Source organism: Azospirillum sp. B506, from assembly GCF_000333595.1.
In the GTDB taxonomy this organism is placed as follows: Bacteria; Pseudomonadota; Alphaproteobacteria; order Azospirillales; family Azospirillaceae; genus Azospirillum.
Window position 1 is genome coordinate 1 of sequence record NZ_BADK01000426.1, and the last position, 13,304, is coordinate 13,304.

The window sequence follows — 13,304 nt, forward strand, 5'->3', positions numbered from 1 at the left end:
GGGCGCCGGCGGCGAAGCCGAGGCGGTGTCGCCGCCGGCCACCGAGAAGGCCAGCGGGAAGTTCGACGCGCCGAACACCGCGACCGGCCCCAGCGCGATGTGGCGCTGGCGGATGTCGGCACGCGGCAGCGGCGTACGGGCAGGCAGGGCCGGGTCGATGCGGGCCTCGATCCAGCTGCCCTCGCGCACCACCTGGGCGAACAGGCGCAGCTGGCCGACGGTGCGGCCGCGCTCGCCCTCCAGCCGGGCGCGCGGCAGGCCGCTCTCGGCCATGGCGCGGGCGATCAGGTCGTCGCCGATGTCGAGGATGTTCTGGGCGACCGTCTCCAGGAAGGCGGCACGCTGCTCCAGCCCGGTCTCGCGGAAGGCGTCGAAGGCGGCCCAGGCGAGCGCGCAGGCGCGCTCGACCTCAGGGGCACCGCCGCCGCCGAAGACGGGTTCCAGCGCTTCGCCGCTGGCGGGGTCGAAGGCGCGGAACTCGCCCTGGCTGCCGCGATGCGCCGTGGCGCCGATCAGCATCTCGCCGGTGATGGTCATGTAATGTGTCTCCTTAACTCGAACGCCGCTCAGCGCGCCCAGCGCAGCACCAGCGGATCGAGCCGCTTCGCGGCGTCCAGCAGGCCGTCGCGGCTGATCGGGTGCGGGTTGGCCGTCGGGTGGCGCATCGCGTCGGACGCGATGATGCCGCCCTCCTTCATCAGGATCTTAGCGGTGGCGATGCCGCACTGGCGGTTCTCGTGGTTGATCAGCGGCAGCCAGCGCCCATAGGCCGCCACCGCCGCCTCGCGGTCACCCGCCAGATAGGGATCGACGATCTGCCGGATGCCGTCCGGATAGCCGCCACCGGTCATCGCGCCCGTCGCCCCGGCGTCGAGGTCGGCCAGCAGGGTGATCGCCTCCTCGCCGTCCCACGGCCCCTCGATGGCGTCGCCCCCCAGCTCGATCAGGGTGCGCAGCTTGGCCGCCGCCTGCGGCACCTCGATCTTGAAGTAGGAGACGTTGGCGATCTCGCGCGCCATCCGCGCCAGCAGCGGGGCCGGCAACGGCGTGCCGCTGACCGGCGCGTCCTGGATCATGATCGGGATGTCGATGGCGTCGGACACGCGCTGGAAGAACTCGACGATGCCCGCCTCCGGCACGCGGATGGTGGCGCCATGGTAGGGCGGCATCACCATCACCATCGCCGCCCCCAGATCCTGGGCGCGGCGACTGCGCTCGGCGCAGGCACGGGTGCTGAAATGGGTGGTGGTGACGATCACCGGTACCCGGCCGGCGACATGGGCCAGCATCGTCTCCATCAGCACCGCGCGCTCGTCGTCGGTCAGCACGAACTGTTCGGAGAAGTTCGCCAGGATGCACAAACCGGTGGAGCCGGCATCGATCATGAAATCGACGCAGTGCTTCTGGCCATCGAGGTCCAGGTCTCCCGATTCGGTGAAGATGGTGGGGACGACGGGGAAGACGCCACGATAGGGGCGGGCGCTGGACGACATGGCAGTAGGGTCCTTCCTCGGAATCAAATCACAAATCAACGCACTGGCTCACGAGCGCGGGCTTCCGAACCCGCAGGGCGGCAGGCCGCGCACGCCGGGATCGCACTCGAACAGCGATCCAGCCAGCGGCTCCTCCTCCCGGCCATGCGCCGCGGTGGTGATGAACAGCCGGTCCAGATCCGGACCGGCGAAGACACAGGAGGTGACGCGCGACACCGGCAGCGCGAGGACGCGGTCCAGCCTGCCGTCGGGGTGGAACCGGCTGACGCGGGCGCCGTCCCAATGGGCGATCCACAGCCCGCCCTCGGCGTCGCAGGTCATGCCGTCGGGATAGCCGTCGTCCTCGCCGAAGCGGATATGGACGCGCTTGCCCGACAGGCTGCCGTCCGCGCCGATGTCGAAGGCATAGACCGTCCGCGCCGCGCTGTCGGTGTGGTAGATCGTCCGGCCGTCCGGCGACAGCGCCGGCCCGTTGGCGACGGTATAGCCCCCATCGACCCGCGTGACCGCGCCGTCAGAGTCGATCCGGTAGAAGCTGCCGGCCGGCGCCTCCTCCGAATCGTCCATGCTGCCGACCCACAGCCGGCCTTGCACATCGGCCTTGCCGTCGTTGAGGCGGTTGCCGGGCCTGTCGGACTCGATCCGGGCGATCTCCGCGACTATGACTGCCGTCTGCCCCGGCTCCAGCCGCAGCCGGACCACACGGCGCGACCGTAGCCCGGCGATGAAGCCGTCGCCGTCCGCGCTCTCCACCAGCCAGCAGGCGGCATCGTCCAGCTCCCACACCCCCTGCGAGGCATCGGACAGGCCGTGGCGCAGGATGCGCGATCCGCGGATGTCGACGAAATAGACGGCATCCTGCCGCGGGGACCAGAGCGGACCCTCCCCCAGCAGCGCCCGGGCCTGCCAGACGCAACGCGCTTCCTGCGCCATGCCGCTTTACTCCCCCATCGCCCCGTTCGGCCGCTCCCGACAGCGGCTTTTTTAAATTTTGTTGACGGCCCAAACGATAAGGGGCCTCTTGATAATCGTCCAATACGAAGATCGGCGCTTGCGATACCAAATATCGTATCTCGACATCCACCATCATGTCGTATCACGACATTGGCCATCCAGGCGCTTCCGCCCCATCGGAGGCAACCGCCCGTGACGTCCCAACGTTTCCCGCCGAACTGGTTCCAGAAGGCACGGCTGAAGCTGCGCCATCTCCAGCTGTTCGCTGCGCTCGACGAACACCGCAACCTGCACCGCGCCGCCGCCAGCCTGAACATGTCGCAGCCCGCCGCCTCCAAACTGCTGGGCGACCTGGAGGAGACGCTGGGAATCGAGCTGTTCGACCGCCATGGCCGCGGCATCGAACCGAACTGGTACGGCAGCCTGATGATCCGCCACGCCCGGATGATCCTCAGCGAGCTGCAGGAAACCGGGGAGGAGCTGAACACCCTGCTCGCCGGCCACAGCGGCCGGGTGTCGATCGGCACGGTGATGGCCCCGGCGGTGGAGCTGATGGTGCCGGTCATCAGCAGCCTGACCCGCGACCATCCCAACCTGAAGATCGCCGTGGCGGTGGAGACCAGCGACGTGCTGGCCGACCGGGTGCGCCAGGGGGTGATGGATTTCGCCATCGGCCGCCTGCCCGGCCATTTCGATCCCACCGCCTTCGAATATCAGGAGATCAGCAGCGAGGAGCTGTGCTTCATCTGCCGCGAGGGTAACCCGCTGCTGCGGCTCGGCCGCCCGCTGGTGGCGGCGGACCTGTCCGACACCACCTGGATCCTCCAGCCCGTCGGCACGCTGCTGCGCGACCGGGTGGAGGCGCTGTTCCGGGGCGAAGGCGCCCGCCTGCCGCACAGGGTGATCGAAAGCGCCTCGCCGGTCATCTCCATGGCGATGGTGGCGGAAACCGATTCGGTGACGGTGTTCGCCCGCGCGCTGGCGCAGGTGTTCTCGCCCAGCGGTTGCTGCGCCATCATGCCCTTCCACAAGCGCTTCAGTGTCGAGCCCTACGGCATCTTCTGGCTGAAGGACCGGCCGCTGTCGCCGGGGGCCCGCACCGTGCTGTCGGCCGTGCGTGCGGCGTCGGAACGCAAGATGCGCCAGAAGGGATCCCCTGCCACGGCGATGGCCGATACCGAATTGCATATCGATTTGCCGAATAATCGTATTTGACAGTTATGGGAAAAGGGAGGATTGCTAGGAACACCAACCATCGCGTCGAACGCCATCCGCGCCACAGAACGCGGGGGCGGCGTATCGCGTGCCGTAGTAACGGGGAGGATTCCGGTCCATGTCGTTCGCCAAGCGCATTTCCATCACCTCCAAATTCGCCGGCCTCGCCGTCGGCCTGCTGGTGGCCACCGGCGCCGGGGTTCCGGCCATGGCCCAGACCAAGCCGACCGTCGGCATTTCCATGCCGACCAAGTCGTCGGCGCGCTGGATCGACGACGGCAACAATATGGTCAAGTATTTCCAGGAAAAGGGATATAAGACCGACCTGCAATATGCAGAGGACGACATCCCCAACCAGCTTGCCCAGATCGAGAACATGGTCACCAAGAACGAAAAGGTTCTGGTGATCGCCGCCATCGACGGGACGACCCTGACCGACGTGCTGCAGAAGGCGGCGGAACAGGGCGTGAAGGTCATCGCCTACGACCGCCTGATCCGCGGTTCGGCCAATGTCGACTATTACGCCACCTTCGACAACTTCCAGGTCGGCGTCCTCCAGGCCTCCTACATCGAGAAGGCGCTGGGCCTCAAGGACGGCAAGGGGCCGTTCAACATCGAGCTGTTCGGCGGCTCGCCCGACGACAATAACGCCTACTTCTTCTACAACGGCGCCATGTCGGTGCTGCAGCCCTACATCGACAGCGGCAAGCTGAAGGTCGGCAGCGGCCAGGTCGGCATGGACAAGGTGTCGACCCTGCGCTGGGACGGCGCCGTCGCCCAGGCCCGCATGGACAACCTGCTGAGCGCCTATTACGGCAACAAGCGGGTGGACGCCGTCCTGTCGCCCTATGACGGTCTCAGCATCGGCATCATCTCGTCGCTGAAGGGCGTCGGCTACGGCACGGCCTCGCAGCCGATGCCGGTGGTCACCGGCCAGGATGCGGAGGTGCAGTCGGTCAAGTCGATCCTGGCGGGCGAGCAGCGCTCCACCGTCTTCAAGGACACCCGCGAACTGGCGAAGGTCACGGTGGGCATGGTCGACGACCTGCTGGCCGGCCGCACCCCGCAGGTCAACGACACCAAGACCTACGACAACGGCAAGAAGGTCGTCCCGTCCTATCTGCTGAAGCCGGTGCTGGTCGACGCCACCAACTGGAAGCAGATCCTGGTGGACGGCGGCTACTACAAGGAATCGCAGATCAAGTGAGTGAACGGTGCTGGAGCGGGGACCAACCGGACCCCGCTCCGGCGCCACGCCCAGCGGCAAGTCGAACCGTACAGTCGGGCGACCGGGGATTCATCCATGAACAGCATTCTTGAGATGCGCGGCATCACCAAGACGTTTCCGGGCGTCAAGGCGCTCGACAACGTCAACCTCTCGGTCCGCGAGGGGGAGATCCACGCGCTGATCGGCGAAAACGGCGCTGGCAAATCGACGCTGATGAAGGTGTTGAGCGGCGTCTATCCGCACGGCACCTACGAGGGCGAGATCCGCTTCCGCGGCCAGCCCGTCGCCTTTCGCGGCATCGCCGACAGCGAGAAGCTGGGCATCATCATCATCCACCAGGAACTGGCGCTGGTCCCGCTGCTGTCGATCACCGAGAATTTGTTTCTCGGCAACGAGCAGGCCCATAGAGGATTTTTGGGGCGCGGCCGGATCGACTGGGTCGCCGCCACCGCCCGCGCCCGCGAACTGCTGCGCCTGGTCGGGCTGACCGATTCGCCGGAGACGCTGATCACCGACATCGGCGTCGGCAAACAGCAGCTGGTGGAGATCGCCAAGGCGCTGTCCAAGCAGGTCAAGCTGCTGATCCTGGACGAGCCGACCGCCAGCCTGAACGAAAGCGACAGCGACGCGCTGCTGGAGCTGCTGCTGCGCTTCAAGGAGCAGGGCATCTCCTCCATCCTGATCTCGCACAAGCTGAACGAGATCGCCAAGGTCGCCGACCGCGTCACCATCCTGCGCGACGGCACCACGGTGGAGACGCTGGACTGCCACGACGGCCCGATCAGCCAGGACCGCATCATCAAGGGCATGGTCGGCCGCGACCTCGCCGACCGTTATCCGCGCCGTGCCAGCAACCCAGGCGACATCCTGTTCGAGGTCAAGGGCTGGAGCGCCGACCACCCCATCCACGCCGGCCGCCGCGTCGTCAAGGACGTCGACCTGCATGTGCGCCGGGGCGAGGTCGTGGGCATCGCCGGCCTGATGGGCGCCGGCCGCACCGAATTCGCCATGAGCCTGTTCGGCCGCAGCTATGGCCGCAACATCCGCGGACAGGCCTTCCTCGGCGGGCGCGAGATCGACGTGTCCACCATATCCAAGGCGATGGGCAACGGGCTGGCCTATGCCACCGAGGACCGCAAGCATTACGGCCTCGTTCTGGACAACGACATCCGCCACAACGTGACGCTGGCCAACCTGGACGGTGTCGCCAAGCGCGGCGTCATCCACCATGAGCGCGAGATCGAGGTCGCCAACGACTTCCGCCGCCGCCTGCGCATCCGCTGTTCCGACGTGTTCCAGCAGACGGTCAACCTGTCCGGCGGCAACCAGCAAAAGGTCGTGCTCAGCAAATGGCTGTTCGCCGACCCGCAGGTGCTGATCCTGGACGAACCGACCCGCGGCATCGACGTCGGCGCCAAATATGAAATCTACACCATCGTCAACCAGCTGGTGGCCGAAGGCCGCGGCGTCATCCTGATCTCGTCCGAACTGCCGGAGCTTCTGGGTGTCGCCGACCGCATCTATGTGATGAACGAAGGGGCGCTGGTCGCCGAGATGCCGGCGGCCGAGGCCAGCCAGGAAAAGATCATGCACGCCATCATGTCGTCCGCCTCCAAGTCTTCGGCGGCCCGCGCCGCCGTGGCGGCCGCAGCCTTGAACACTGGTGCCCTGGAGTCCCTGCAATGAGCGCCGAACTGAACCTGCCCGTGCAGCAGCCGCGACAGGCCTCGATGGCCAAGTTCCTGAAGAGCCACATGCGCGATTACGGCATGCTGATCTCGCTGCTGGCGATCGTGGCCTTCTTCCAGTACATGACCGACGGGACGCTGCTGCAGCCGCTGAACCTGACCAACCTCGTCCTGCAGAACAGCTACATCGTCATCATGGCGCTGGGCATGCTGCTGGTGATCGTCGCCGGGCACATCGACCTGTCGGTCGGCTCCATCGTCGGCTTCATCGGCGCGCTGGCCGCCATCCTGATGGTGCAGTTCCACTGGCACTTCATCCCGACCGCCATCGTCAGCCTGATCGCCGGTGCGGCCATCGGCGCCGCCCAGGGCTATTGGGTCGCCTATTTCCGCATCCCGTCCTTCATCGTGACGCTGGCCGGCATGCTGGTCTTCCGCGGCCTCAGCCTCGCCCTGCTCGCCGGCCAGTCCGTCGGTCCCTTCCCGGTGGAGTTCCAGCGCCTCAGCTCCGGCTTCATCCCGGACGTCTTCGGCACCGCGGGCTTCCACACCACGACCCTGGTGCTGTGCCTGGCGACCCCGGCGATCCTGATCGCCTTCAGCGTCGCCGCCCGCCTGCGCCGCCACCGCTTCGCCATCGAACAGGAGCCGCTGGTCCTGTTCCTGCTGAAGAGCGCCGGCCTGTTCGCGGTGGTCGCCTATGTCGGCTGGCTGCTGTCGACCTACAAGGGCCTGCCGAACGTCCTGATCATCATGGCGCTGCTGATCGGCCTCTACGCCTTCGTCACCCGCGACACCACCATCGGCCGGCGCATCTACGCGCTGGGCGGCAACGAGAAGGCCGCCAAACTGTCGGGCATCGACACCCGCCGCCTGTCCTTCTACACCTTCGTCAACATGGGCGTACTCGCCGCGCTCGCCGGCCTGATCTTCGCCGCCCGCCTCAACACCGCCACGCCGAAGGCCGGCGTGTCCTTCGAGCTGGACGTGATCGCCGCCTGCTTCATCGGCGGTGCCTCGGCCTCGGGCGGTGTCGGCCGGGTGACCGGCGCGGTGATCGGCGCCTTCATCATGGGCGTGATGAACAACGGCATGTCGATCGTCGGCATCGGCATCGACTGGCAGCAGGTGATCAAGGGTCTGGTGCTGCTCGCCGCCGTCTGCTTCGACGTCTACAACAAGGGCAAGGCCTGACGCGGCCCGAACGGGTCGCGCCCCCCTTCCCGGACCGGATATACCGCCATGACGCTCCCCACCCTCGGACTTGTCGGTCTGGGAAAGATCGCCCGCGACCAGCACATTCCGGCGATTGCCGCCACCGGCCTGTTCCGGCTCGCCGCCGTGGTCAGCCCGGATGGTGCCACGGTTGACGGCCTGCCAAGCTTCCGTTCCCAGGCGGAGATGCTGGCGGCCCTGCCCGGCCTCGACGCGGTGGCGCTCTGCACCCCGCCCGGCGTCCGCCACGGACTGACGGTGGAGGCGTTGCGCGCCGGCTGCCATGTGCTGATCGAGAAGCCGCCCGCCGCCACCCTGTCGGAGCTTCACGATGTGGTGGCAGAGGCGGAGACCGCCCGGCGCACCCTGTTCACCGCCTGGCATTCGCAGTTCAACCCGGCGGTGGAGGAAACCCGGCGCCGGTTGGCGGCCATCGTTTCCAGTGACACCGATATCCGCAGCGTCGCCATCACCTGGAAGGAGGATGTGCGGCGCTGGCATCCGGGGCAGGACTGGATCTTCGCGGCCGGCGGCTTCGGCGTCTTCGATCCCGGCATCAACGCCCTGTCGATCCTGACCGACATCCTGCCGGCCCCGGTCTTCGTCCGCTCCGCCGATCTGCATGTGCCGGCCAACCGAGACACCCCCATCGCCGCGACGCTGGAGATGTCGGCCGCCCCCGGCTCCCGCATCGGCCGCGTCACCGCCGACTTCGACTTCCTGCAGCAGGGCGAACAGACCTGGTCCATCGTCATCGAGACCGGTGACGGGCGCCTGGACCTGACCCATGGCGGCACCCGCCTGTTCTTGGACGGCGCGCCGGTCCTCGCCGAGCCCGACACCGAGTATCAGCGCATCTACCGCCATTTCCATCGCCTGCTCGCCGATGGGGCGAGCGACGTCGACGGCCGCCCGCTGTCGCTCGTCGCCGACGCCTGCATGGTCGGCCGCTGGCACCGCACCGACGCCTTCGACTGGTAGCAGTTCCCTCCGGGCCAGCAACAGGGAGGTTCCCCGCATGTCCTCAGCGGCCAGCATCCATCTCGGCACCCGCATCGGCCACCGGATCACCGCCGGCAGCGCCGGGATCCTGCTGTTCCTCGCCGCCGTCGCCGGCGTGGGCATCGATGCCCTGTCGGAGACGGAGACGGTGGTGCGCCGCAACGGCATGCTGGCGGAACAGGTGGTCGATCTCGGGCGCATGCAGACGCTGATGCTGGACATGCGGCTGAAGACCACGGCCTTCCTGCTGAACGGCCGCGACGAGGATGCCGACGCCGTCGCCAATCTGTCGGCCGAGGCCGCGACCCTCGTCGCCGCGGTGGACTCCCGCCTGTCCGGCAGCGGCGACACTGCCTCCCAGAAAAGGGCGGTCCAGCAGATGAAGGCCCGCGTTGCCCAGTATCGCGACAGCTTCGCCGCCGTCCGCGACGCCCATGCCCAGCGGGCCGAGGCGGTGGCCGAGGTCGCGAAGTTCGGCTCGAAGCTGCAGACCATGCTCACCACCATCCTGACCAGCGCCAAGGGCAGCGGCAATGTCGACGCCCTGAACCTCGCCGCTCAGGCGGCGATGCATGTCCAGGCCGCGCGCACCGTCGCCGCCCGCTTCCAGGGAGAAGGCAGCACGGGGTTCGCCACCGCGACCAGGACCGAGCTGAAGACCGCCGCCCAGACTGGCGACACCATGGCGAAGACGCTGACTGACCCGGCTTTGCGCGGTCTGGTCGCCGCCTTCCTCAAGACGCTCGACGGCTATGCCGCCGGCTTCGACCGGCTGGTGGAGACCACCCAGCGCCGCGACGCCCTGGTCAACGACACGTTGACCCCGCTCGGCACTGCCATCGGCGAGCAGGCGCGCGGCCTGACCGACCAGGGCATCGCCGACGAGCAGCAGCTGCGCACCGACACCATGTCCGACATCGCCGGATACCGCCGCGCCATGGCCATTGCCTCCGCCGCCGGCCTGATCCTCGGGCTTGCCGCGGCGGTGCTGATCGCCCGCAGCCTGTCGCGCCCGGTGGTCGCCATGACCGACGCCATGTCCCGGCTGGCCGGCGGCGACCGCTCCGTCGCCATCCCCGGCCTCGCCCGCCGCGACGAGATCGGCGGCATGGCCAAGGCGGTGCAGGTCTTCCAGGCCGGCCTGATCGAGGCCGACCGCCTGGCCGCCGACAGGGCCGCCGAGCATGAGGCCCGCGTCCGCCGCGGCGAGCGCATCGACCGGCTGACCCGGGAGTTCGAGCGGTCGGTCGAAAGCACGCTCGGCCGCGTCGCCAGCGCCGCCACCCGGCTCCAGTCCACCGCCCTGGCCATCCAGTCGACCACCGACGAGACCAGCCGCATGGCCGGCGACGTCGTCCGCAGCTCCGGGGAGACCACCGGCAGCGTCGAGACGGTGGCCGCCGCCGCCGAGGAGCTGGCCGTCTCCATCGCCGCCATCAGCCAGCATGTCGCCCACAGCGCCGCGGTGACCGAACAGGCGGTCGGGATCGCCCGCGTCACCGACGAGACGGTGCGCAGCCTGACCGGCGTCGCCCGCCAGATCGGCGACGTGGTGCAGCTGATCGGCTCCATCGCCGCCCAGACCAACCTGCTGGCGCTCAACGCCACCATCGAGGCGGCCCGCGCGGGCGAGGCGGGACGCGGCTTCGCCGTGGTGGCGAACGAGGTGAAGAGCCTCGCCGCCCAGACCGCCCGGGCGACCGAGGAGATCGAAGCGCAGATCGCCGCCGTCCAGCGCGTCAGCAGCGAGGCGGCGGGCGCCATCACCGAGATCGCCAGGGTCATCGGCGAGGTCAACGAGGTCTCCTCCACCATCGCCAACGCCATCGGCGAGCAGCGGGCGGCGACCGACGAGATCAGCGGCAGCATCCAGCGCGCCGCGCGCGGCACCCAGGATGTCCGCGACACCATCACCGGCGTGACCCACGCCTTCCAGGCCACCAGCACCGCGTCGCATCAGGTCAAATCCGCCGCCGACGGACTGTCCGGCGAGGCCGACGACCTGCGCGGCTGCGTAACCCGCTTCCTGGCGGATATGCGCGTGGCCTGATCCGACCCCGGTCCTGACGGACCGACCAGACGCAACCACAACTCCGGCGCCGGGCTGTCCGGTCCGCGCCATAACCTGAAACCGGTGTCGATATGTCCGAGACGAAGCCCCCCTTCCCCCCCGGCTCCAACAGCTCTGAGCGGCGGCTGCGCTCGCGCGCGTGGTTCGACAACCCCGCCAACCCCGACATGACCGCGCTGTATCTGGAGCGTTACCTGAACTTCGGCCTGACGCGGGAGGAGTTGCAGTCCGGCGCCCCGATCATCGGCATCGCCCAAACGGGGTCCGACCTCAGCCCCTGCAACCGACATCATCTGGTGCTGGCCGAACGGCTCCGCGAGGGCATCCGCACCGCCGGCGGCATCGCCATCGAGTTCCCGGTCCACCCGATCCAGGAGACCGGCAAGCGGCCGACCGCCTCCATCGACCGCAACCTCGCCTATCTCGGCCTCGTCGAGGTTCTGCACGGTTATCCGCTGGACGGCGTGGTGCTGACCATCGGATGCGACAAGACCACGCCGGCCTGCCTGATGGCGGCCGCCACCGTCAACATCCCGGCCATCGCGCTGTCGGTCGGCCCGATGCTGAACGGCTGGTTCCGCGGCGAGCGCACCGGGTCGGGCACCATCGTGTGGAAGGCGCGCCAGATGATGGCGGCCGGCGAGATCGACTATCAGGGCTTCATCGAGCTGGTGGCCTCCTCGGCCCCCTCGACCGGCTACTGCAACACGATGGGCACCGCCTCCACCATGAATTCGCTGGCGGAGGTGCTGGGCATGCAGCTCCCCGGTTCCGCCGCGATTCCCGCCCCCTACCGCGAGCGCCAGCAGGCCGCCTATGAGACCGGCAAGCGCATCGTCGAGATGGTCCACCAGGACATCAAGCCGTCGGACATCCTGACCCGCGACAACTTCCTCAACGCCATCGTCGTCAATTCGGCCATCGGCGGGTCCACCAACGCGCCAATCCACATCAACGCCATCGCCAAGCACATCGGCGTGCCGCTGACGGTCGACGACTGGCAGACCCACGGGCTGGACATCCCGCTGCTGGTCAATCTGCAGCCGGCCGGCGAGTATCTGGGCGAGGACTTCCACCGTGCCGGCGGCGTGCCGGCCGTGGTCGGCCAGCTGATGACCAAGGGCCTGATCCGCGAGGACGCGCCCAACGTCAACGGCCGGACCATCGGCGAGAACTGCCGCAACACCGAGATCCTCGACACCCGCGTCATCCACCCGATCGACGACCCGCTGAAGATCAACGCCGGCTTCGTCGTGCTGCGCGGCAACCTGTTCAACGCCGCCATCATGAAGACCAGCGTGATTTCCGACGAGTTCCGCGAGCGCTACCTGTCCAATCCAAAGGATCCGGAAGCCTTCGAGGGCAAGGTCGTCGTCTTCGACGGTCCGGAGGACTACCACCACCGCATCGACGACCCGTCGCTGGGCATCGACGCCTACACCATCCTGGTCATCCGCGGTGCCGGCCCCATCGGCTATCCCGGTGCGGCCGAGGTGGTGAACATGCGCCCCCCCGCCGACCTCATCAAGCAGGGCATCCATTCCCTGCCCTGCATCGGCGACGGCCGCCAGTCGGGCACCTCGGGGTCGCCCTCGATCCTCAACGCCTCGCCGGAGGCGGCGGCCAATGGCGGCCTCGCCCTGCTGCGCAGCGGCGACCGCGTGCGCATCGACCTGCGCCGCGGCAGCGCCGACATCCTGATCTCCGAGGCGGAACTGGCCGACCGCCGCGCCGCGCTTGAGGCCGCCGGCGGCTACCCGGCCCCGCCGTCCCAGACGCCGTGGCAGGAAATCCAGCGCGGCATCGTCGACCAGCTCGACGAAGGCATGGTCCTGAAGCCGGCGGTCAAGTACCAGCGCGTGGCGCAGACCATGGGGATCCCGCGCGACAACCACTGAGACCGGGACATTTCGGTCCGGACGCCGCCCTTCTGCATTGCGGAAGGGCGGCTGTACCTGTTTGAGGCGCCCGTTCCATGCCGATGCCGGGCAAACGGACATACCCGGCATCGCCAAAGACCCGTCACCGCGCGCGGCATCCGGCACGGTCGAGCATGTCCCGAACGATCAAGGGGGTTGCCGGCGTTTCCGCAGGGTCGGAGCTTGCGGCGCCGATGGCATGGCGGGCATCGGCGCCGCTCAGGCTCGGCGCCGCCTTGCAGGACGCCCCGCTCCTGTGCAGGACGGCGCCGGCGGCTTCGCCCACGCCGGCCAGATAGGCGGTCAGCACCTGTTGCGCCGTCCGATCCGCCGGCGCCTCGTCCAACATCTGGACGACCTGGGCCACCGACACAAGACCTTGAGACGTCGACGGAGCGGCGCCCGCCGGGACTGCGGCCGAGACGGCCGTCATTGCGATCGCTCCGACGATGGATGTTCTGCGGGAACAACGGGACATACCCTCCTCCTTTTAAGAGCCGATAAATTGTAGCAGAAAAA

General features: G+C 68.3%; 11 protein-coding genes. 7 read left to right on the forward strand and 4 right to left on the reverse strand.

Translation table 11 applies throughout. The annotated features are described in order from the left end of the window. The 3 genes from I71_RS13130 to I71_RS13140 form a co-directional block, all read right to left on the reverse strand. Positions 1–537: aldehyde dehydrogenase family protein (locus tag I71_RS13130; protein ID WP_042695305.1), on the reverse strand; the 537-nt coding region annotated here is incomplete at its 3' end. A 29-nt stretch (positions 538–566) separates the two neighbouring features. Then, on the reverse strand, positions 567–1,493 hold the full coding sequence (locus I71_RS13135) for a dihydrodipicolinate synthase family protein (RefSeq protein WP_042695306.1): 927 nt from the start codon (positions 1,491–1,493) through the stop codon (positions 567–569). Positions 1,494–1,541: 48 nt separating this feature from the next. Continuing rightward, the gene (locus tag I71_RS13140; protein ID WP_042695307.1) at positions 1,542–2,426 is read right to left on the reverse strand and encodes an SMP-30/gluconolactonase/LRE family protein; all 885 of its coding nucleotides are present in this window, start codon (positions 2,424–2,426) and stop codon (positions 1,542–1,544) included. Between the two features lie 213 nt (positions 2,427–2,639). Between I71_RS13140 and I71_RS13145 the strand changes: the two genes are divergently transcribed. The 7 genes from I71_RS13145 (at position 2,640) to I71_RS13175 (ending at position 12,764) form a co-directional block, all read left to right on the forward strand. Next, a complete protein-coding gene (locus I71_RS13145; RefSeq protein WP_042695308.1) occupies positions 2,640–3,662 on the forward strand; it encodes a LysR family transcriptional regulator in 1,023 nt (340 codons plus the stop codon). A 118-nt stretch (positions 3,663–3,780) separates the two neighbouring features. Continuing rightward, on the forward strand, positions 3,781–4,869 hold the full coding sequence (gene chvE / locus I71_RS13150; protein WP_085940725.1) for a multiple monosaccharide ABC transporter substrate-binding protein: 1,089 nt from the start codon (positions 3,781–3,783) through the stop codon (positions 4,867–4,869). Positions 4,870–4,965: 96 nt separating this feature from the next. Then, complete coding sequence (gene mmsA, locus I71_RS13155; RefSeq protein ID WP_042695309.1) at positions 4,966–6,576, forward strand: multiple monosaccharide ABC transporter ATP-binding protein; 1,611 nt, start codon at positions 4,966–4,968, stop codon at positions 6,574–6,576. Continuing rightward, positions 6,573–7,772, forward strand: coding sequence for a multiple monosaccharide ABC transporter permease (mmsB, locus tag I71_RS13160; RefSeq protein ID WP_042695310.1), 1,200 nt, complete (start codon positions 6,573–6,575; stop codon positions 7,770–7,772). The genes mmsA and mmsB overlap by 4 nt, the downstream gene beginning before the upstream one ends. Before the next feature lie 48 nt (positions 7,773–7,820). Further along, positions 7,821–8,774, forward strand: coding sequence for a Gfo/Idh/MocA family protein (locus I71_RS13165; RefSeq protein WP_042695311.1), 954 nt, complete (start codon positions 7,821–7,823; stop codon positions 8,772–8,774). Between the two features lie 37 nt (positions 8,775–8,811). Next, entirely contained in the window at positions 8,812–10,845 is a 2,034-nt protein-coding gene (locus I71_RS38280) for a methyl-accepting chemotaxis protein (RefSeq protein ID WP_042695312.1), read from the forward strand. 92 nt (positions 10,846–10,937) lie between these two features. Next, entirely contained in the window at positions 10,938–12,764 is a 1,827-nt protein-coding gene (locus tag I71_RS13175) for an IlvD/Edd family dehydratase (protein ID WP_042695313.1), read from the forward strand. Positions 12,765–12,888: 124 nt separating this feature from the next. On the opposite strand, the gene I71_RS13180 is transcribed toward I71_RS13175, so the two are convergent. After that, complete coding sequence (locus tag I71_RS13180; protein ID WP_211098386.1) at positions 12,889–13,152, reverse strand: hypothetical protein; 264 nt, start codon at positions 13,150–13,152, stop codon at positions 12,889–12,891. Positions 13,153–13,304 lie beyond the last annotated feature (152 nt).